The sequence below is a fragment of the Streptomyces sp. NPDC007808 genome, from assembly GCF_042868655.1.
In the GTDB taxonomy this organism is placed as follows: Bacteria; Actinomycetota; Actinomycetes; order Streptomycetales; family Streptomycetaceae; genus Streptomyces.
The window spans coordinates 373,927-394,636 of sequence record NZ_JBIAEQ010000010.1 but is presented as its reverse complement, the minus strand read 5'-3'; the positions used below and the strand labels follow the sequence as shown (position 1 = coordinate 394,636).

Annotated in this window: 16 protein-coding genes and 1 pseudogene; 13 read left to right on the top strand and 4 right to left on the bottom strand. The window is 71.3% G+C overall.

The window, feature by feature from the left end; translation table 11 throughout:
• The first annotated feature begins 205 nt into the window (after nucleotides 1-205).
• The 8 genes from ACFYNL_RS34870 to ACFYNL_RS34835 all read left to right on the top strand — a co-directional run bounded on the left by ACFYNL_RS34870 (nucleotide 206) and on the right by ACFYNL_RS34835 (nucleotide 8,868).
• Nucleotides 206-880 carry a two-component system response regulator gene (locus ACFYNL_RS34870; protein WP_388810850.1) on the top strand — a complete coding sequence of 225 codons (675 nt, stop codon included), beginning with the start codon at nucleotides 206-208 and terminating at the stop codon, nucleotides 878-880.
• A 157-nt stretch (nucleotides 881-1,037) separates the two neighbouring features.
• Nucleotides 1,038-3,803, top strand: coding sequence for a DNA translocase FtsK (locus ACFYNL_RS34865; protein ID WP_388810847.1), 2,766 nt, complete (start codon nucleotides 1,038-1,040; stop codon nucleotides 3,801-3,803).
• 279 nt (nucleotides 3,804-4,082) lie between these two features.
• The gene (locus tag ACFYNL_RS34860) at nucleotides 4,083-4,919 is read left to right on the top strand and encodes a helix-turn-helix domain-containing protein (RefSeq protein WP_388810845.1); all 837 of its coding nucleotides are present in this window, start codon (nucleotides 4,083-4,085) and stop codon (nucleotides 4,917-4,919) included.
• Nucleotides 4,920-5,012: 93 nt separating this feature from the next.
• A complete protein-coding gene (rimO, locus tag ACFYNL_RS34855; protein ID WP_388810843.1) occupies nucleotides 5,013-6,494 on the top strand; it encodes a 30S ribosomal protein S12 methylthiotransferase RimO in 1,482 nt (493 codons plus the stop codon).
• Nucleotides 6,491-7,264, top strand: a complete 774-nt coding sequence (gene pgsA / locus ACFYNL_RS34850; protein WP_388810841.1) for a CDP-diacylglycerol--glycerol-3-phosphate 3-phosphatidyltransferase — start codon at nucleotides 6,491-6,493, stop codon at nucleotides 7,262-7,264. Before rimO ends, pgsA begins: the two co-directional genes overlap by 4 nt.
• Nucleotides 7,261-7,806 carry a CinA family protein gene (locus ACFYNL_RS34845; RefSeq protein WP_388810839.1) on the top strand — a complete coding sequence of 182 codons (546 nt, stop codon included), beginning with the start codon at nucleotides 7,261-7,263 and terminating at the stop codon, nucleotides 7,804-7,806. Before pgsA ends, ACFYNL_RS34845 begins: the two co-directional genes overlap by 4 nt.
• Before the next feature lie 109 nt (nucleotides 7,807-7,915).
• Nucleotides 7,916-8,296, top strand: a complete 381-nt coding sequence (locus tag ACFYNL_RS34840) for a helix-turn-helix domain-containing protein (RefSeq protein ID WP_019756312.1) — start codon at nucleotides 7,916-7,918, stop codon at nucleotides 8,294-8,296.
• Nucleotides 8,297-8,589: 293 nt separating this feature from the next.
• Nucleotides 8,590-8,868 (top strand): hypothetical protein, encoded by a 279-nt coding sequence (locus tag ACFYNL_RS34835; protein WP_388810836.1) that lies wholly within the window; start codon nucleotides 8,590-8,592, stop codon nucleotides 8,866-8,868.
• On the opposite strand, the gene ACFYNL_RS34830 is transcribed toward ACFYNL_RS34835, so the two are convergent.
• The 3 genes from ACFYNL_RS34830 to ACFYNL_RS34820 form a co-directional block, all read right to left on the bottom strand.
• The gene (locus ACFYNL_RS34830) at nucleotides 8,816-9,580 is read right to left on the bottom strand and encodes an SDR family NAD(P)-dependent oxidoreductase (protein WP_388810834.1); all 765 of its coding nucleotides are present in this window, start codon (nucleotides 9,578-9,580) and stop codon (nucleotides 8,816-8,818) included. The two genes, ACFYNL_RS34835 and ACFYNL_RS34830, sit on opposite strands and share 53 nt — an antisense overlap.
• A gap of 32 nt (nucleotides 9,581-9,612) precedes the next feature.
• On the bottom strand, nucleotides 9,613-10,491 hold the full coding sequence (locus ACFYNL_RS34825) for a DNA-formamidopyrimidine glycosylase family protein (protein WP_388810831.1): 879 nt from the start codon (nucleotides 10,489-10,491) through the stop codon (nucleotides 9,613-9,615).
• Nucleotides 10,492-10,680: 189 nt separating this feature from the next.
• A complete protein-coding gene (locus tag ACFYNL_RS34820) occupies nucleotides 10,681-15,759 on the bottom strand; it encodes an ATP-dependent helicase (protein ID WP_388810830.1) in 5,079 nt (1,692 codons plus the stop codon).
• 346 nt (nucleotides 15,760-16,105) lie between these two features.
• On the opposite strand from ACFYNL_RS34820, the pseudogene ACFYNL_RS34815 reads away from it, so the two are divergent.
• The 3 genes and pseudogenes from ACFYNL_RS34815 to ACFYNL_RS34805 form a co-directional block, all read left to right on the top strand.
• Nucleotides 16,106-16,951: pseudogene (locus tag ACFYNL_RS34815) on the top strand (helix-turn-helix domain-containing protein); the annotation flags it as partial.
• A 16-nt stretch (nucleotides 16,952-16,967) separates the two neighbouring features.
• Nucleotides 16,968-17,699: an AzlC family ABC transporter permease gene (locus ACFYNL_RS34810; RefSeq protein WP_388810828.1), complete on the top strand. Its 732-nt coding sequence runs from the start codon at nucleotides 16,968-16,970 to the stop codon at nucleotides 17,697-17,699.
• Entirely contained in the window at nucleotides 17,696-18,004 is a 309-nt protein-coding gene (locus ACFYNL_RS34805; RefSeq protein WP_388810826.1) for an AzlD domain-containing protein, read from the top strand. The genes ACFYNL_RS34810 and ACFYNL_RS34805 overlap by 4 nt, the downstream gene beginning before the upstream one ends.
• A gap of 15 nt (nucleotides 18,005-18,019) precedes the next feature.
• On the opposite strand, the gene ACFYNL_RS34800 is transcribed toward ACFYNL_RS34805, so the two are convergent.
• Nucleotides 18,020-18,964 (bottom strand): hypothetical protein, encoded by a 945-nt coding sequence (locus tag ACFYNL_RS34800; protein ID WP_388810824.1) that lies wholly within the window; start codon nucleotides 18,962-18,964, stop codon nucleotides 18,020-18,022.
• Between the two features lie 80 nt (nucleotides 18,965-19,044).
• Here ACFYNL_RS34800 and ACFYNL_RS34795 point away from each other — a divergent pair, with 80 nt between their 5' ends.
• Nucleotides 19,045-19,239, top strand: a complete 195-nt coding sequence (locus ACFYNL_RS34795) for a DUF3046 domain-containing protein (protein ID WP_388810822.1) — start codon at nucleotides 19,045-19,047, stop codon at nucleotides 19,237-19,239.
• Nucleotides 19,240-19,299: 60 nt separating this feature from the next.
• Nucleotides 19,300-20,571, top strand: a complete 1,272-nt coding sequence (locus tag ACFYNL_RS34790) for an AI-2E family transporter (RefSeq protein WP_388810820.1) — start codon at nucleotides 19,300-19,302, stop codon at nucleotides 20,569-20,571.
• Nucleotides 20,572-20,710: the final 139 nt, after the last annotated feature.

Here is a 20,710-nt window from a genome sequence, read left to right as displayed (position 1 = left end):
GTGCTCGAAGTCGTGTAGAAGCGCGGGATTCGGGGAACCTTCTGGTCTCCTGCCGCGTTTCTGCTACGTGCACAGTGACATCGCGGTGACAGGGTGTGGCGACAGGCGGGGTGCGGCTACCATGACCGGCACGAGGGCGGGCGGCGTAAGGGAGCCGTCCCCTGGGGCGGAGCCCGGTGCACTGCCGGGGCGAGGAGGGCGGGCCATGGTGCAGAAGGCCAAGATCCTCCTGGTCGATGACCGGCCGGAGAATCTGCTGGCGCTGGAGGCGATCCTCTCTGCGCTCGATCAGACCCTGGTGCGGGCATCGTCCGGGGAGGAAGCGCTCAAAGCACTGCTGACGGACGACTTCGCGGTCATTCTGCTGGACGTTCAGATGCCGGGAATGGACGGTTTCGAAACCGCCGCGCACATCAAGCGGCGGGAACGGACCCGGGACATCCCGATCATCTTCCTCACCGCGATCAACCACGGCCCGCACCACACCTTCCGCGGGTACGCGGCGGGCGCGGTGGACTACATCTCCAAGCCGTTCGACCCGTGGGTGCTGCGGGCCAAGGTCTCGGTGTTCGTCGAGCTGTACATGAAGAACTGCCAGCTGCGCGAGCAGGCGGCGCTGCTGCGGCTCCAGTTGGAGGGCGGCGGCAAGGCAGCGGACGCCAAGGAGCCCGCGGGCCTCCTGGCGGAGCTGTCGGCGCGGCTCGCGGCGGTCGAGGAGCAGGCCGAGGCGCTGTCCAAGCAGCTGGACGACGAGTCGGCGGACGCGGCTGCGGTGGCCACCGCGGCCCATCTCGAACGCAAACTCACGGGTCTGCGGCGGGCGCTGGACGCCCTGGAGCCCGGCACCGGAAGCACCTCGTCGGTGTCCTCGCAGAACTGACGTCGCCGTACGGGGCGTTGCCGGCCGGTGTCGAGTCGTCCTGCCCGTGACCGGTGGGTGAACCGGCGTCAGTTCCGCGCCCGAGCAAGGGCGACACGAACGGGTGAAGCAGTGGGCACACGTGTCCACTGTCTTCTCCACCGGTAACCTCACCTCCATGGCCTCACGTCCCTCCGCAGCCAAGAAGCCGCCCGCGAAGAAGGCGGCCGCTTCCGCGAAGGCTCCGGCGAAGAAGGCCGCCGCCAAGAAAGCCCCCGCCAAGAAGGCGCCGGCCAAGAAGGCCGCGGCGAAGAAAGCCGCGCCGCCGAAACCGGCACCCAATCCCACCGGGGGCGTCTACCGGCTGGTGCGCGCCGTCTGGCTCGGGCTCGCGCACGCCGTCGGCGCGGTGTTCCGCGGCATAGGGCAGGGCGCGAAGAACCTCGACCCCGCCCATCGCAAGGACGGCGTCGCGCTGTTGCTTCTCGGCCTCGCGCTGATCGTCGCCGCCGGTACCTGGTCCAATCTGCGCGGTCCCGTCGGTGATCTCGTCGAGATGCTGGTGACCGGTGCCTTCGGCCGGCTCGACCTGCTCGTGCCGATACTGCTCGCGGTCGTCGCCGTACGGTTCATCCGGCACCCCGAGAAGCCCGAGGCCAACGGCCGTATCGTCATCGGACTGTCGGCGCTGGTCATCGGTGTGCTCGGCCAGGTCCACGTCGCCGTCGGCTCGCCCGCCCGCAGTGACGGCATGCAGGCGATAAGGGACGCCGGCGGGCTCATCGGCTGGGGCGCGGCGACTCCGCTGACGTACGCCATGGGCGAGGTCCTCGCCGTACCGCTGCTCGTACTGCTGACGATCTTCGGTCTGCTGGTCGTCACGGCCACCCCGGTCAACGCCATCCCGCAGCGGCTGCGGCAGCTCGGGGTGCGCCTCGGCATCCTGCCCGATCCCACCGAGGACGACGAGTTCGGCGACGACGACCAGCGCTACGACGACCAGTGGCGCCAATCGCTGCCCGCGTCGCGCAGCCGCAGGCGGGGGCCGGCCCCTGAGGCGTACGACCCCGACGGCGCCGAACAGGAGGCCCTCTCGCGGCGTCGTGGCCGCCCGAGGCGCTCGGCGGTGCCGCAACCCGAGATGGACCGCCCCATGGACGCTGTGGACGTCGCAGCGGCCGCGGCGGCGGCTCTCGACGGTGCCGTCCTGCACGGAATGCCGCCGTCGCCGATCGTCGCCGACCTCACTCAGGGCGTCAGCGTGGGCGACCGGGCGGAGACCACGCCGGTGCCGACACCGGTTCCGGCCGCGCGGCCGCCCAAGCAGGAGAAGCCGCCGAAGAGCAAGGCCGTGGACCGCACCAGGGCCGAGTCGCCGGACCTCGCCAGGTCCGGGGTCCCCGACCTGACCAAGGCCGCGCCGCAGGAGATCCGGGACCTGCCGCCGCGCGCGGAACAGCTCCAGCTGGCCGGTGACATCACGTACGCGCTCCCGTCGCTCGACCTCCTTGAGCGCGGCGGCCCCGGCAAGTCGCGCAGCGCCGCCAACGACGCCATCGTCGAGTCGCTCACCACCGTCTTCACCGAGTTCAAGGTCGACGCCCGCGTCACCGGCTTCACGCGGGGACCGACGGTCACGCGCTACGAGGTCGAGCTCGGGCCCGCTGTGAAGGTCGAGCGGATCACCGCGCTGACGAAGAACATCGCGTACGCCGTCGCCAGCCCGGACGTGCGGATCATCAGCCCGATCCCGGGCAAGTCCGCCGTCGGCATCGAGATCCCGAACACGGACCGTGAGATGGTCAACCTCGGTGACGTGCTGCGTCTCGCGGCCGCCGCGGAGGACGACCATCCGATGCTGGTCGCGCTCGGCAAGGACGTCGAGGGCGGGTACGTGATGGCCAACATCGCGAAGATGCCGCATGTGCTGGTCGCCGGTGCGACCGGTTCCGGTAAGTCGTCGTGCATCAACTGCTTGATCACTTCGGTCATGATGCGGGCGACCCCGGAGGACGTCCGGATGGTGCTCGTCGACCCCAAGCGCGTCGAGCTGACCGCGTACGAGGGCATCCCGCACCTGATCACGCCGATCATCACCAACCCCAAGCGGGCCGCCGAGGCGCTCCAGTGGGTCGTACGGGAGATGGACCTTCGCTACGACGACCTGGCGGCGTACGGCTACCGGCACATCGACGACTTCAACGAGGCCGTGCGCAGCGGCAAGGTGAAGGCGCCCGAGGGCAGTGAGCGCGAGCTCCAGCCGTACCCGTACCTCCTGGTGATCGTCGACGAGCTCGCCGACCTGATGATGGTCGCTCCCCGCGACGTCGAGGACGCGATCGTGCGCATCACGCAGCTCGCGCGCGCGGCCGGCATCCACCTGGTGCTCGCCACGCAGCGTCCGTCGGTCGACGTCGTCACCGGTCTGATCAAGGCGAACGTCCCCTCACGGCTCGCGTTCGCCACGTCGTCGCTCGCCGACTCCCGCGTCATCCTCGACCAGCCCGGCGCCGAGAAGCTCATCGGGAAGGGCGACGGGCTGTTCCTGCCGATGGGTGCGAACAAGCCCACCCGTATGCAGGGCGCGTTCGTGACCGAGGAGGAGGTCGCGGCGGTCGTCCGGCACTGCAAGGACCAGATGGCACCCGTCTTCCGGGACGACGTCGTCGTGGGGACCAAGCAGAAGAAGGAGATCGACGAGGAGATCGGCGACGACCTCGACCTGCTGTGCCAGGCGGCCGAGCTGGTGGTCTCCACTCAGTTCGGGTCGACCTCGATGCTCCAGCGCAAGCTGCGGGTCGGGTTCGCCAAAGCCGGGCGGCTGATGGACCTCATGGAGTCGCGGGGCATCGTTGGGCCGAGCGAGGGTTCCAAGGCTCGTGACGTTCTTGTGAAAGCTGATGACCTGGACGGCGTGCTCGCGGTCATCCGCGGGGAGGCATAAAGCAGTCAGGAGCGGAAACAAGGAGGCAGTGGCCGCCCTGCGGGCGGGTGGGCGATGGTTCGATGCCCGATCGTGATCCACCCGTGAGGGATCTTCGAGCAACCCTTTTCCTTCGGCGTACGTCAAGTTGAGCGAAGTGACAAACCCGTAGTCCACCATCGGCGTGTCCGGCCATTCCGATGGCGTACAAAGTCCCACCGCCCGGTTGCCCCACCCTTTTGCACCCCCCCTAGACTGAACCTCCAGCACAGGTGGCTTAAACGCTCGAAAGGCGCCCCCGTGTCCATCGGCAACTCCCCTGAAGACGAGCGTCCGTTCGAAGACGTACACGACGAAGACCGCCCCTCGATCGGCCGTGCCCTCAGGCAGGCGCGCATCGACGCCGGGCTGACCGTCGACGACGTCAGCAGTGCCACCCGGGTCCGCATCGCCATCGTGCATGCCATCGAGGCGGACAACTTCGCTCCCTGCGGCGGCGACGTGTACGCCCGAGGCCATATCCGGACCCTGGCCAGGGCCGTCGACCTCGATCCGGCTCCCCTCCTCGCCCAGTACGACGACTCGCACGGCGGTCGACCGGCGCCCACCCCGGCCGCCCCTTTGTTCGAGGCGGAGCGCATCCGTCCCGAGCGGCGCGGACCCAACTGGACCGCGGCCATGGTCGCCGCGATCGTCGCGGTGATCGGGTTCGTCGGTTTCACCGCGTTCAAGGGCGAGGACGAGGGCGGCAAGTCGTCCGTCGCCGAGGGCGGGTCGGTGCCCACGGCCGACAAGACCAAGCCCACCCCGAAGACCGACAAGCCCAAGGACCCGAAGCCGGAGCCGTCGGACAGCGCCATCGCGGCCGTCCCCCAGGACAAGGTGACCGTGAAGGTCAGCGCCGTCGACGGCAGGAGCTGGGTCGGGGTCAAGGACCACAACGGCCGGCTGCTCTTCGACGACCTGCTCAAGCAGGGTGACTCCAAGACCTTCCAGGACAGCGAGAAGATCAACCTCGTCCTCGGCGACGCTGGTGCGATCGACCTGTACGTCAACGGCAAGAAGATCGACGACGACTGGCAGCCCGGCGCCGTGGAGCGCCTCACCTACACGAAGGGCGACCCGCAGGCCGGATAAGTCCGGCCGAAGGGTTGAGCACGGACGGGGTTGGCCAAGATCGGCCAACCCCGTCGACGTGGGCCGTCAGTGAGACAAAGTAGTCTTGAGCCCATGCCTGAACGCCGTACCGTCGCACTCGTCACTCTTGGCTGCGCCCGTAACGAGGTGGACTCGGAGGAGCTCGCAGGCCGCTTGGAGGCGGACGGCTGGGACCTCGTGGAGGACGCCGCGGACGCGGACGTGGCCGTCGTCAACACGTGCGGCTTCGTCGACGCCGCCAAGAAGGACTCCGTCGACGCGCTCCTGGAGGCCAACGACCTCAAGGGCCATGGAAGAACCCAGGCCGTCGTGGCGGTGGGCTGCATGGCCGAGCGGTACGGCAAGGACCTCGCCGAGGCCCTGCCCGAGGCCGACGGCGTGCTCGGCTTCGACGACTACGCCGACATCTCGGACCGCCTCCAGACCATCCTGTCCGGCGGTGTCCACGCCTCGCACACCCCGCGCGACCGCCGCAAGCTGCTGCCGATCAGCCCGGCCGAGCGCCAGGAGTCCGCAGCCGAGGTCGCCCTGCCCGGGCACGCGCCCGCCGACCTCCCGGAGGGACTCGCTCCGGCCTCCGGCCCCCGTGCGCCCCTGCGCCGCCGTCTGGACGGCGCCCCGGTCGCCTCGGTGAAGCTCGCCTCCGGCTGCGACCGCCGCTGCACCTTCTGCGCCATCCCGTCCTTCCGCGGCTCCTTCATCTCGCGCCGCCCGAGCGACGTGTTGAACGAGACGCGGTGGCTCGCCGAGCAGGGCGTCAAGGAGATCATGCTGGTCTCCGAGAACAACACGTCGTACGGCAAGGACCTGGGCGACATCCGGCTGCTGGAGTCCCTCCTGCCGGAGCTGGCGGAGGTCGACGGCATCGAGCGGGTCCGCGTCAGCTACCTCCAGCCGGCCGAGATGCGGCCCGGGCTGATCGACGTCCTGACCTCGACGCCGAAGATCGCCCCGTACTTCGACCTGTCCTTCCAGCACTCCGCCCCGAACGTGCTGCGCGCCATGCGCCGCTTCGGCGACACCGACCGCTTCCTGGAACTGCTCGACACCATCCGCGGCAAGGCCCCCCAGGCCGGTGTGCGCTCCAACTTCATCGTCGGCTTCCCCGGCGAGACCGAGGCCGACCTGGCGGAGCTGGAGCGGTTCCTGAACGGTGCGCGGCTGGACGCCATCGGGGTCTTCGGCTACTCCGACGAGGAGGGCACGGAGGCGGCGACGTACGACAACAAGCTGGACGAGGACGTCGTCGCCGAGCGACTGGCGCATGTCTCCCGGCTGGCCGAGGAACTCGTCTCGCAGCGGGCCGAGGAGCGCGTCGGCGAGACCGTGCACGTGCTGGTCGAGTCGGTGGGCGCCGAGGACGCGCCGGAGGGCGCCCACGGCCGCGGCGCGCACCAGGCGCCCGAGACGGACGGGCAGGTGCTGCTCACGAGCGGCGCGGGCCTGAGCATCGGTCGTATGGTCGAGGCGAAGGTGGTCGGTACGGAAGGTGTCGACCTGGTGGCCGAGCCGCTGCAGGGCACGCTCGCGTGTAGTGAGGAGGCGGGCAGATGACCGGAGTTCCGGCGTCCGCCGCGGGAGGTTCCTCCAAGACGGGTCCGGCGGGCCAGGCGAGTACGGTGGGGCCGGCCGGTCCGTCCAAGGCCGGTAGCCCGAAGGCGGGCGGCGACGAAGCCGGTGTCCCGGGTGGTGGCAAGTCGCCGCGTGGGGGGAAGATCGCGGCCGCGGCGGTCAACCAGGCGAGTGTCTGGAACATCGCCAACCTGCTGACCATGCTCAGGCTGGTCCTCGTGCCCGCGTTCGTCGCCCTGATGCTGGCCGACGGCGGATACGACCCGGCGTGGCGTTCCTTCGCCTGGGCGGCGTTCGCCGTTGCCATGATCACCGACCTGTTCGACGGCCATCTGGCACGGGCGTACAACCTCGTCACCGACTTCGGGAAGATCGCCGATCCCATCGCCGACAAGGCGATCATGGGGGCGGCGCTGATCTGCCTGTCCGCACTGGGTGATCTGCCCTGGTGGGTGACGGGCGTCATCCTCGGCCGGGAACTCGGGATCACTCTGCTGCGTTTCATCGTCATCCGGTACGGCGTGATCCCGGCGAGCCGTGGCGGCAAGCTCAAGACCCTCACACAGGGCGTGGCCGTCGGGATGTACATCCTCGCGCTGACGGGGTGGCTGGCCACGCTGCGGTGGTGGGTGATGGCCGCGGCGGTCGTCCTGACCGTGGTGACCGGGCTCGACTATGTGAGACAAGCCATTGTGCTGCGTCGGCGGGGAATCGCCGCGCGCAAGGCCGCGTCGGAGGAGACGGAAGCGTGAATTCCACGGCCGCCGACGTGGTGCGACTACTGACGGTGAGAGGTGAGACGCTCGCTGTCGCCGAGTCGCTGACCGGTGGGCTCGTTGCGGCGGAAGTCACAGCGGTCCCCGGGGCGTCCAAGGTCTTCCGTGGGTCGGTGACCGCCTACGCCACCGAGCTGAAGCATCGGCTGATCGGCGTCGACGCCACCCTGCTGGAGCAACACGGCCCGGTGAATCCGCAGGTCGCGGCAGAGATGGCGGTCGGTGTGCGGAAGGCTCTGGGGTCCGACTGGGGAATTGCGACGACCGGTGTCGCGGGACCCGAGAGACAGGACGGCCACCCCGTGGGCACGGTTTTCGTTGCCGTGAACGGGCCCTTCGACCAGGGTTCCGGTTCCGCCGGTGGCGGAAAAGTAGAGGCCCTGCGGTTGAACGGCGACCGTGCGGAAATTCGTATGGAGAGTGTACGGAGCGTACTCGCACTGCTTCTGACGGAGCTTGCGAGCGAACACAGTGGGAATGAGCGGACACAGGATACGGAACAGAACGGGGGGTTTTGATGTTTGCAGCCCTGAGTGAACACGACATCGCTCCCCGCACGGCCGCGGCGCAAGGCGGTACGGTGGGGCGTGAAGGATGCGGCTACGCGGTCCGAGGAGGGAGCCACCGATGATTCTGCTCCGTCGCCTGCTGGGTGACGTGCTGCGTCGGCAGCGCCAGCGCCAGGGCCGTACTCTGCGCGAAGTCTCCTCGTCCGCCCGAGTCTCACTCGGCTATCTCTCCGAGGTGGAGCGGGGGCAGAAGGAGGCTTCCTCCGAACTGCTCGCCGCGATCTGCGACGCGCTGGACGTACGGATGTCCGAGCTCATGCGGGAAGTGAGCGACGAACTCGCCCTCGCCGAGCTGGCCCAGTCTGCTGCGGCCACCCCCAGCGAGCCTGTGCCCACGTCGGTCCGTCCGATGCTGGGTTCCGTGTCGGTGACCGGTGTGCCACCGGAACGAGTGACCATCAAGGCGCCTTCCGAGGCGGTGGACGTGGTCGCCGCGTGACGGTGACGCTCACGCGTGTGGGCTGACCACCATGCGCTGAGGGAGTTGTGTGAGGCCCCGGCCAGGGCTTTTCCAGGGAGATCTGGAGGAGCGCGGTCGGGGTTTCGTGCTGTGCGGGGCATGCCCGGCCCGTCGGGGTCCCGTTTGCCGGGCGGTGGCCCGGAGGCCATCGTGGAGGGTGTGACGGCGCCTGACTCGCCGTGACGACGTTGGCCCGCGCTGCATCCTTGTGCCCTTGATGCGCCCTCCCGGCGGGTGAACGGGCGGCCTAGCCTCGGGCTGGAGGTGGGTGGATGGCACGGCCGATAGCGCGCTGGGGGGTGTTCCTCGGTCTCGGGGCGCTGTGGTGGTGGGCCGTGCTGCGGCTCGCGCTGGTGCCGGATGCCGGGGCGCTGGAGGGGGCCGTGGCCGCCGGCGGGTGGGGGCTGAGCCTGCTGCCGGTGCACTGTGTGCCGAAGCGGCGGGCGGTGGGAGCGGTCGATGCGCGACGCTGGGCGGTGGCCTGGCGGGTGGAGCGGACTACCACGGCATCGCGACACCGCCGTTCGGACGCAGGATCTGCCCCGTCGTGAAGGACGTGGCGTCGGATGCCAGGTGCAGCACGGCGTGCGCGATGTCCTCCGGCTCGCCGACCCGGCCCAGCGGCGACATCCGGGCCATGAGCGCCTCGGCCCGAGTCTGCGCCGCGGTGTCGTGGCGGTCGGTCATGGGCGTGCGGATCCAGCCCGGGGCGACCGCGTTGACGCGGATGCCGTGCGGGCCCATCTCGGTCGCCAGTGTCTTCGTCAGTTGTACGACGGCCGCCTTGGCCGCGCCGTAGCAGAGCAGGCCGGGGCCGCCGGTGTCGACCGCGCCCGAGGCCATCGTGATGATGCTGCCCCTGACGCGCTGGGCGAGCATCGCGCGGGCTGCCTCCTGGCAGGCGTACAGCACCCCTTTGAAGTTGACGTCCAGTACGCGGTCGAGGTCGTCGTCGCGGGTCTCCAGTACGGGGCTGCTGTGCATGATCCCGGCGACCGCCGCCATCACGTCGAGCCGCTCGCAGGAGGCGACGGCCTGGCGGAGCCGGTCGCGGTCGGTGACGTCGAGGTGGTGGGTACGGGCGGCGCCGCCGTTCGCCTTGATCAGAGCCGCCGTGTCCTGCAGGCCCTGTGCGTCGAGGTCGGCGCAGTGCACGACCGCGCCGGCCTCGGCGAGCAGAACGGCCGAGGCGCGGCCGATGCCACTGGCCGCGCCGGTGACGAATGCGGTGCGTCCGGTGAGGTCGTACGCCTTGACGGCCATGAAGGGACGGTACGAAGGTTTCTGACGGTCCGTCAATTGGTTGGGCGGTGCTGGGCTCTGTAGAGGGAGGGCCGGCCGCGCGCCGTGCCCGGGGCCGGGCCCGCCTGGCAGTTCGGGCACCAGTAGGTGGGGCGCTCGCGGGAGCCGTCGCCCTGGTCGGCGACGCGGATCGGGGTGGCGCAGCGCAGACAGGGACGCCTGGCGCGCCCGTACACGAAAAGGTCCTGGCCGCGGTGGCCCGTCGTCCTGCGGATCGGACGCTCGCGGTTGGCTTCCAGGAGCTTCTTCGCCAGGACGGGCAGTTGAGCGGTGTGCTCGGCGGGGAGCGCGCCGACGGGGAGCCAGGGCGTGACACGGAGGAGGAAGCAGAGCTCGCTCTTGTAGACATTGCCGATCCCGGCGAGGTTGCGCTGGTCCAGCAGGGCTTCGCCGAGGGCGCGGTCAGGGTCCGTGAGCAGGTTGGCGAGCGCGCGGTCGGGATCCCAGTCCGGGCCCAGCAGGTCAGGGCCCAGGTGGCCCACGGCGCGGCCTTCGTCGGCGGTACGCAGAAGTTCGAGGACGGGGAGGCGGTAGCCGACGGCCGTGCGGGCGGGTCGGGCGTCGGGGGCTTCCGCGTCCGGGGCCACGGCGAGGACCACTCGGATCTGGTGGGCGGGGCCGCCCGTCCAGCGCTGGTCGTCCGCGTACACCTTCCAGGAGCCCTCCATCCCCAGATGCGTGTGGATCGTCAGGTCGCCCCCGACGCGGGCGAGGAGGTGTTTGCCGCGCGGGGTGACGTCAAGGACGGGACGGCCCGCCAGGTCGACCGTGGCGTACTTCGGGACCCGGAAGTCGCTGAGGGTCAGCGTCCTGCCTGCGAGGGCGGTGTGCAGCCGTCTCGCGGCCTGCCAGACGGTGTCTCCTTCGGGCATGGGTCCAGGGTGGCATGGGGGCGGTCTGAGGGGGCTGGATGGATGGGGGAGTGGGGTGGAGCGGTCTGAGGGTGGCTGGGTGGTGGTCGGGTGGCCGGGCTGGTGGGCTGGGGCGGGTGTCGTGCGGTCGAGTCACGCGGGTGTTGGCTGAGGGCAGGCGGACGTCTGTCGGTCGGGTCGGGGTTCGTCTCAGGCGCGTAGCCGAAGCCCTCGTGGGGTCGCGATGAAGCCCGCTCCTTCCAGGAGGGTGCCGAAGGGGGACGTCAGGGCCGAGGCGCCGTTCACGCGTTCCACCGTGACCGTGCCGAGGGAGCCTGCGCGGGCCGCCGTGGCGAGGGCCTCCGCCGCCGCGCGCAGGGGCGGGTCGTCGGTGGGCTCGGCGTCAGGGCCCGCAGGCCAGGCCAGCAGGGTCTTGCCGCCGCGCTCCATGTAGAGGGTCAGCTCGCCGTCGACGAGCACGACGAGGGAGCCCGCTTTGCGGCCCGGCTTGTGCCCGGCACCGGTGGGAGGCTCGGGCCAGGGGAGGGCGGCGCCGTAAGCGTTCGCCGGGTCCGCGGCGGCGAGGACGACGGCTCTGGTGTCGGGGGCGGGGCGGGCACGGCGGGATCCGAAGCCCGGGGCGGCGCCGGATCCGAAGCTCGGGGCGGCGCCGGGGCCGTACGGTGCGCCGCCGTTGCGCCACGCGGCGTTCTGCGGCGGGCGTCGGCCGTCCTGGGCGGCACGGTCGCGGGGAGAGACGTAGTCGCCCGGGCCGAGGTGGGCGTCCAGGAAGTCGTGGTCGAGGTCGGGGATGTCGTACGCGGGGGCGCCGCTGGGGTGGGCGCCCGTGGGGGTGCCTCCAGGGAGGTGGTACGGCTGATCGTCGGGTCCGTCGGGTCCGTCGGGTCCGTCGGGTCCGTCGGCTTCGTAGGGTCCGTCGGTGTCGGGGGTTGGGGGGTCCTGGCGTGTGCCGAAGCCGGCGGAGGCGCCCAGGCGGTCGGAGGCGTCGGCGTTGCCGGGGGCGGCGGGGGCGGACAGGCCGTCGCCGCGTTCGCGGGCGTTGGCCACCGCGCGGAGGCGGTCCACCGCGCCGTCCATGGCGAACTGGGCGGCGCCGAGACCCTCCACCACATAGCCGCGCCGCGCCTGGCCGGTCTCCTCGAAGGCGGACAGGATGCGGTACGTCGCCGAGAAGCCGCCCTCGACGCCCTCGGCTGCGACCGCGCCCCGGGTCACCACACCGTGCCGGTCGAGGAGGGTGCGGGCCAGGGCATGGGCGCGCACAGTGGGGTCGGGTTCCTGCACCGGGAGCAGCGACCAGCGGCCGGCCACGGTCGGCGGGCCGGTGCGGGAGGCTGTCCGAGCGGCAGCTGTGAGGGAGCCGTAGCGGCCGCGCGGGACGGTGCGCTTGGCGCGGTGCGCCGTCGAGCCCGCCGTGCGGCCCGATCCCAGCAGGGAGCGCAGGGGGGCGAGCGTGTCGTTCGTCAGACGGCCGGACCAGGCCAGCTCCCACAGGGCGTCGGCGAGCTGGGGGTCGGTGGCTTCGGGGTGGGTGGTGGCGCGGATCTGGTCGGCGATCTGACGGAAGAACAGGCCGTAGCCGCCGGACAGGGCGTCCAGGACGGACTGGTGCAGCGCCGTCAGCTCCAAGGGGTGGGGCTGCGCCAGGAGCAGGGGGGCCGCGTCCGCCATGTAGAGACAGACCCAGCCGTCCTTGCCGGGGAGCGAGCCGGCCCCGGCCCAGACGACCTCGCCGGCCGAGGTGAGTTCGTCGAGCATCGCGGGTGTGTAGTTCGCGACGCGGGACGGCAGGACGAGCTTCTCCAGGGCGGACGCGGGCACGGACGCGCCCTGCAACTGCTCGATGGCGCGGACCAGCCCGTCGATGCCGCGCAGCCCGTGGCCCCTGCCGATGTGCTGCCACTGCGGCAGGAACTGGGCGAGCGCGGCCGGCGGCACCGGTTCCAGTTCGTGCCGGAGGGCGGCGAGGGAGCGGCGGCGCAGACGGCGCAGGACCGTCGCGTCGCACCACTCCTGGCCGATGCCGGCCGGGTGGAACTCGCCCTGCACGACGCGTCCGCTCGCCGCCAGCCGCTGGAGGGCGCCGTCCGTGACCGCCGCGCCCAGGCCGAAGCGGGCCGCCGCAGTGGCCGAGGTGAACGGTCCGTGGGTGCGGGCGTAGCGCGCGAGAAGGTCACCGAGCGGGTCCTTGACCGGCTCGGTGAAGGCCTCGGGGACACCGACCGGCAGGGCAGTGCCGAGCGCGTCGCGCAGGCGGCCGGCGTCCTCGATGGCTGCCCAGTGGTCGGTGCCGGCGACACGGACCTTGATGGCACGCCGGGCGGCCGCCAACTCCTGGGCCCAGTACGGTTCGGCGCCCCTCTCGGCCAGCTCGGCATCGGTGAGCGGGCCGAGGAGGCGGAGAACGTCCGCGACTCCCTCGACGTCCTTCACCCTGCGGTCCTCGGTGAGCCATTGCAGCTCCCGTTCCAACTCGGTCAGCACCTCGGCGTCGAGCAACTCGCGCAGTTCCGCCTGGCCGAGCAGCTCGGCCAGCAGCCGCGAGTCCAGTGACAGGGCGGCGGCGCGGCGCTCGGCGAGCGGCGAGTCCCCCTCGTACAGGAACTGGGCGACGTACCCGAAGAGGAGGGAGCGCGCGAAGGGCGAGGGCTCGGGGGTGGTGACCTCGACGAGGCGTACCTTGCGCGACTCCAGGTCGCCCATCAGCTCGATGAGTCCGGGGACGTCGAAGACGTCCTGAAGGCACTCGCGGACCGCCTCCAGGACGATCGGGAACGAGCCGAACTCGCTGGCTACCTCCAGCAGTTGCGCGGCGCGTTGACGCTGCTGCCACAGCGGGGTGCGCTTGCCGGGGTTGCGGCGCGGCAGCAGCAGCGCGCGGGCGGCGCACTCGCGGAAGCGGGACGCGAACAGGGCCGAGCCGCCCACCTGGTCGGTGACCATCTGGTCGACGTCGCCCTTGTCGAAGACGACGTCCGTCGCACCCACAGGCGCCTGGTCGGCGTCGTACTCCGTGCCGGCCTTTCGCGGTTCCTGGTCCAGTAGGTCCAGGCCCATGAGGTCGGCGTCGGGCAGGCGCAGCACGATGCCGTCGTCGGCGTGCATGACCTGCGCGTCCATGCCGTACCGCTCGGAGAGTTTGGCGCCGAGGGCGAGCGCCCAAGGTGCATGGACCTGTGCGCCGAAGGGGGAGTGCACGACGACGCGCCAGTCACCGAGTTCGTCGCGGAAGCGCTCGACGACGATGGTCCGGTCGTCCGGGATGTGGCCGCAGGCCTCGCGCTGCTCGTCCAGGTAGGCCAGGACATTGTCCGCCGCCCACGCGTCCAGACCTGCGGCGAGCAGACGCAGGCGGGCGTCGTCCTTGGAGAGGGAACCGACCTCGCGCAGGAACGCGCCCACCGCGCGACCCAGTTCGAGCGGGCGTCCCAGCTGGTCGCCCTTCCAGAAGGGGAGGCGGCCCGGTACGCCCGGGGCGGGGGAGACCAGGACGCGGTCGCGGGTGATGTCCTCGATGCGCCAGGAGCTGGTGCCGAGCGTGAAGACGTCACCCACGCGGGACTCGTAGACCATCTCCTCGTCGAGCTCGCCGACCCGGCCACCGCCCTTCTTGGGGTCCGAACCGGCGAGGAAGACCCCGAACAGCCCGCGGTCGGGAATCGTGCCCCCGGAAGTGACGGCGAGGCGCTGGGCGCCGGGGCGGCCGGTGATCGTGCCGGTCACACGGTCCCAGACGACGCGCGGGCGAAGCTCCGCGAACGCGTCGGACGGATAGCGGCCGGCGAGCATGTCGAGAACCGCCGTGAAGGCGGATTCCGGCAGGGAAGCGAAGGGGGCGGCTCGCCGGACCGCGGCGAGCAGGTCGTCGAACTGCCAGGTGTCCATCGCCGTCATGGCGACGATCTGCTGGGCGAGGACGTCCAGGGGGTTGGCCGGGACCTTGAGGGACTCGATGGACCCGGTGCGCATGCGTTCCGTGACCACGGCTGCCTGGACGAGGTCGCCGCGGTACTTCGGGAAGACGACGCCCGTGGAGACGGCACCCACCTGGTGGCCCGCGCGGCCCACGCGTTGGAGGCCGGAGGCCACGGAGGGAGGTGATTCGACCTGGACGACGAGGTCGACCGCGCCCATGTCGATGCCCAGTTCGAGGCTGGAGGTGGCCACGACCGCGGGGAGGCGGCCGGCCTTGAGATCCTCCTCGACCAGGGCGCGCTGCTCCTTGGAGACCGAGCCGTGGTGGGCGCGGGCGATGACCGGGGGTGCGCCCTGGGCCGCGCCGGAGCCGCCCATGAGCTCGGCGGGGGCGTGGTGCTCGTCCAGGGTTTCGCCGGTGGCACGCTCGTACGCGATCTCGTTGAGGCGGTTGCAGAGGCGTTCCGCGAGGCGGCGGGAGTTGGCGAAGACGATCGTGGAACGGTGGGACTGGACGAGGTCGGTGATCCGCTCCTCGACGTGCGGCCAGATCGACGGGCGTTCGGCTCCTTCGGAGCCGTCGGCCACCGGTGAGCCGCCGAGTTCGCCGAGGTCTTCCACGGGGACGACGACCGAGAGGTCGAACTCCTTGCCCGACTTCGGCTGGACGATCTCCACCTTGCGGCGGGGGGAGAGGAAGCGGGCCACCTCGTCGACCGGGCGGACGGTCGCGGAGAGGCCGATGCGCCGGGCCGGCTTCGGAAGGAGCTCGTCGAGGCGCTCCAGGGTGAGGGCGAGGTGGGCGCCGCGCTTGGTGCCCGCCACCGCGTGGACCTCGTCGAGGATCACCGTCTCGATGCCGGTCAGGGCGTCGCGGGTGGCCGACGTCAGCATCAGGAACAGGGATTCGGGGGTGGTGATCAGGATGTCCGGAGGGCGGGTCGACAGGGCTCGACGCTCCGCGGCCGGGGTGTCTCCGGAGCGGATGCCGACCTTCACCTCGGGCTCGGGGAGGCCGAGGCGCACGGATTCCTGGCGGATGCCCGTCAGAGGGCTGCGGAGGTTGCGCTCCACGTCCACGGCCAGGGCCTTGAGCGGGGAGACGTAGAGGACTCGGCAGCGCTTCTTGGGGTCGGCCGGTGGGGGTGTGGAGGCGAGCTGATCGAGGGCGGCGAGGAAGGCGGCCAGGGTCTTGCCGGAGCCGGTGGGGGCGACGACCAGCACGTCCGAGCCCTCGCCGATGGCCTGCCACGCGCCGGCCTGGGCTGCGGTGGGCGCGGAGAAGGCGCCCGTGAACCAGCCGCGGGTCGCGGGGGAGAAGCCGTCGAGGGCTCGGTGCGGTTTGCTGACCATGCGTCCATCCTGCACCCGGGGACTGACAATGCGGCTGAGCTGGGGATTGTCCGCGACTGCGGGTGCTGGGGGGCGCGTCGACTCCGTGTGGCGGCTCGGCGGTGGCGGCGGGGGCTGGGTGGGTCCTGCGGCGCCAGTGTTGGCTGGGTGAGGGCGTGCAGCGTCTGCGAGGGGCGGGCGGTGCCGGGGGGTCCGTTCCCCCGGGGCTGCGGTCGGCAGGGGCCGGGACGTGCCGTTTCCTGACGTCGGACGCTGAACGCGGGCCCCCCGACACGGTCCCTTGCCCCGGTCGGCGGCCGGCCGCTCGACGGTGGGGTCTCACCGTGCCCTGCCGGAGAATGAAGCCATGGCTGGTTCGGGTGAGCGGGCGCGGCACTGGCAGTACTCCGAGTTGCCTGGTGTCGATCTCCTGCGCGCCCGGTATGTGCGGAAAACATTCGTACGGCACACCCATGAGCACTTCGTGATAGCCGCTGTCGCCGATGGCGTGGAGGTCTTCCACCACGGCGGTGCCGACCAGTACGCGGGGGCCGGTGCCCTCGCCCTGGTCAATCCCGACACGCCGCACACCGGACGGGCCGGGGTCCCGGAGGGGTGGCGGTACGGGGCCCTGTATCCGTCGCCCGAGGTGGTCGCCGAGATAGCCGCCGAGACCATCTCGATCCGGGGGACACCCGGTTTCGTCGCGCCGGTGCTGGACGACCCGTACGGCGTGAGGCTGGTGCACCAGGTGCTGCGTGCCGTCGACGAGGGCAATGCGCTGGCCGCGGACACCATGCTCAGAGTCACCGTGACGCGACTGCTGCGGCTGAACGGCGGCGCCCTGCCGCGGCGGGAAGTGCGGACGGCGGGGGCGCGGATCGCGGTACGCGCGCGTGAGGTGCTGGAAGAGCGGATGGCCGAGCCGCCGAGCCTGGAGCGGCTGGCCGCGGATCTCGGTACGAGTCCGTTCGCCTTGCTGCGGGCTTTCCGGGGTGTGTACGGGATGCCGCCACACGCTTGGCTGACGGACGCGCGGGTACGGCAGGCCCGGCATCTGCTGGACGCCGGGAGCGCGCCGGCGGAGGCGGCCCTCGCGGTGGGCTTCGCCGACCAGCCGCATCTGAACCGGCACTTCAGCAGGATCGTCGGCGTTCCGCCGGGGGCCTACCAGCGGGAGCGCAAGAACGTACAAGACGGGCCGCCGTGGCCGTCCTAATGTCGCGGGCGTGGCAGAACGGAGAACTCTCGCAGATCCGAGCGTCGACGGAGGAAGGCCCGATGCCGTGGTCGTCCGGGACGCCCTCGGCGTCGGCGTCGCCGTCGGGCTGTCCGGGTTCGCCTTCGGGATCACGTCGGCCGGCAGTGGGCTCACCCTTCTGCAGACCTGTGCGCTGAGCCTGCTGGTGTTCACCGGAGCGTCCCAGTTCGCGCTCGTGGGGGCGCTGGCAGCCGGCGGCAGTCCGCTGACCGCGGCCGCGGGGGCCTTCTTCCTGGGGGTGCGCAACGCCTTCTACGGGCTGCGGCTGTCGCAGTTGCTGGCCTTCACGCGCGCGGTGCGGCCGTTCGCCGCGCAATGGGTGATCGACGAGACGGCTGCCGTAGCCCTGGCGCAGCCGACGCGGCGTAGCGCCAGGGTCGGGTTCGTGGTGACGGGGCTCAGCCTGTACGTGCTGTGGAACCTCACCACGTTGCTCGGTGCGCTGGGGGCCGAAGCCATCGGGGACACCGACGCCTGGGGGCTGGACGCGGCCGGGCCCGCGGTGTTTCTGGCGCTGCTCGCTCCCATGCTGACGTCCGCGACGGAGCGTGCCGTCGCGGGGCTCGCCGTGGTGCTGGGGCTCGGACTGCTGCCTGTGCTGCCTGCCGGTGTGCCCGTCCTGGTGGCCGCGCTCGCGGCGCCGGTCGTGCTGTGGGCGCAGGGGCGGCGCCGTGGAGACGGGCGGGAGGGGGAGCGGTGAGCGTCTGGATCGCGATCGGTGTCACCGCCCTCGGCTGCTACGCGGTCAAACTCGTCGGGCTGCTGGTGCCCGCGGGTGCCCTGGAGCGGCCCCTCGTCCGGCGTCTTGCCGCCCTGTTGCCCGTCGCCCTCCTTGCCGCCCTCACAGCGCAGCAGACCTTCGCCGACGGGCAGGCGCTGGTACTGGACGCGAGGGTGGCCGGTGTCGCTGCGGCGACTGTGGCGCTCGTCCTGCGAGCCCCGTTCCTCCTGGTCGTCGCGGCAGCCGTGGTCGTGACGGCGGGCGTGCGGGCGCTGGGCGGGTGAGGCGGGTGAGGCGGGTCAGCCGATGTGCCGGCCGTACGCCCTGAGCGTGCGCAGCGCCTCGATCGTCACCATGGGCCGTGCCTCCAGGGCGATGCCAGGAGCCCACTCTTGCCAGAGGACGGGCCAGCCGCCGTCCTCCTGCTGCCCGCCGGCGAGATGGTCCAAGGAGCGGTTCATCTCGTCGTCCGTGAACCACGCGCGCGCGAGGGACCGCGGAGTGCGCGCGTAGTCGTGCGGGAAGTGGTGCTCGCCCGGGGCGTAGCCGGGCGGTACCGGGTACGCGCCGAGGTCGTCCGGCTCCAGTGCCGCCAGACGCTGTTCGCGCACCAAGCGGCCCAGCCGGTCGGCGGCCGCCTCCGCGCGCGTGCGGTCGGGAGCGGAGTCCAGGAAGGTCACGGCGGCCCGGATCTCGTACGGATGGGACTCCTCCAGGGACTCGACCGCCTGCCAGCAGAAGTCCGTGGCCCGGAACAGCCAGGCGTGCCACACCTCGTTGCGGTGCAGCAGACCGACCACCGGCCCGGTGGCCAGGAGGGAGCTGGGCGGGTCGTCCACGATCGGCACGAAGGGTGCCGTGGGGTAGCCCCGCTGGCTGGGGTGGACGGCCGGGAGGGCGCCCTCGGGAGTGGAGACCGATGTGAGGTACCGGCACACACGGTCGACGCGCTGCCCGCCGCAGCGTTCGATGGCGTCCAGCACGTGGAGCGCGTGACCGGCGTGCAGCGGCTGGCTGACCGGGCCCCGCAGGTCCGGCTCCAGGGCGTGGCCGTATCCGCCGTCCTCGTTGCGGTAGGCGTCCAGAGCCCTCTCGACCGGGTCGGCGGCGCCGTTCAGGAAGTGATACGAGAAGAGGCGCTGCTCCAGGGCGTGCGCGGTGAGCCAGACGAACTGCTCGGCGCGGAAGAGCGGGGAATGCGACGGGGGCGTCGAGGGGAGTGGGGGAGCTCCTGTTACGGCCATGCGTCAGACCGTAGGGCGGAAAGCGGTCTCGGCAAGCGGTCCCGGCGCAGGCCCACCCTCAGGAGCGGGATACTGGATGCATGCGGTTGACGGTCTTCTGGCAGCGGATGGCGGACCATTTCGGTCCTGGATACGCCGAAACGTTCGCGCGCGACCACGTGATGTCGGAACTCGGTGGGCGCACGGTCCTCGGGGCGCTGGATGCCGGCTGGGACGCGAAGGACGTGTGGCGTGTGGTCTGCACTGTCATGAACGTTCCGGGGGAGAAGCGCTGACCGGGCACGAAGATCGCAGTACGGCAGCCGGTTGTCGGTGGCGTGGGCGAGACTTGCACCGTGGCACGCACTGACGAGACCGGGCAGCCCGCCCGGCACGCATCCCCGTCCGGCCCCACGCCGCCCACCCCACCGCCGGGCGCGGGCGACGCCGGGTCGAACGCCCGCATGCCGCGTTGGCTGCCGCGTGCCATGGTTCTCGCCCTGGCGCTCGTGGGTGTGTTCCAGCTGGGCAGCTGGGCGTTTCACCAGCTCACCGGGCTCCTGATCAACATCGTCATCGCCTTCTTCCTGGCCCTGGCCATCGAGCCCGCGGTGAGCTGGATGGCCTCGCGAGGGATGCGCAGGGGACTGGCCACGGCCGTCGTCTTCCTCGCCGTGATCGTCGTGTCAGCCGGGTTCGTGACGTTGCTCGGTTCCATGCTCGCGGGCCAGATCATCAAGATCGTCGAGGATCTCCCGGCCTACATCGACTCCGTCATCAACTGGATCAACACGCATTTCAACACCGAGCTGCGCCGTGTGGACGTCCAGGAGGGCCTGCTCCGCTCCGACTGGCTGCGCAACTACGTGCAGAACAGCGCGACCGGAGTCCTGGCAGTGTCCGCACAGGTCCTCGGCGGTCTCTTCCAGCTGCTGACGATCACCCTGTTCTCGTTCTACTTCGCCGCGGACGGCCCACGACTGCGCCGCGCGCTGTGCTCCGTACTACCGCCCGCGAAGCAGGCCGAGGTGCTGCGCGCATGGGAGATCGCCGTCAACAAGACCGGCGGCTACCTGTACTCACGCGGTCTGATGGCGCTCATCTCCGGCATAGCCCACTACATCCTGCTGGCGAGCCTGGAGGTGCCGTACGCGCCCGTGCTCGCTGTGTGGGTCGGTCTGGTCTCGCAGTTCATCCCCACGATCGGCACGTATCTCGCGGGCGCGCTGCCCATGCTGATCGCCTTCACGGTCGATCCCTGGTACGCGCTGTGGGTGCTGATCTTCGTCGTGGTCTACCAGCAGTTCGAGAACTATGTGCTGCAGCCGAAGCTGACCTCGAAGACCGTCGACATCCACCCCGCGGTCGCCTTCGGCTCGGTCGTCGCCGGTACCGCCCTGCTCGGTGCCGTGGGCGCGCTGATCGCCATCCCGGCGATCGCCACGCTGCAGGCGTTCCTGGGGGCGTACGTGAAGCGGTACGACGTCACGGACGACCCGCGTGTCCACGGACACCGGGGACGGGGAACGGGGCGCAGCCTGTTCACCCGCGCGCGGGGGCTGTGGGTGAGACGGCAGGCGGAGCCGCCCCCGACGCAGAACGGGAACTCCGGGGGCAGTTCCGCCTGACCCGGTTGCGCGGGCCGGGCCGCGAAGACGGCGGCCGGGCGGAATCAGGGGCGTCGTCGGGCCCCGGGCGTAGGGTCGTAGGTGCCGCGTGGTGCGCTTGACACAAAAATCGAACATCCATTCTTATGGAGGCTCCGGC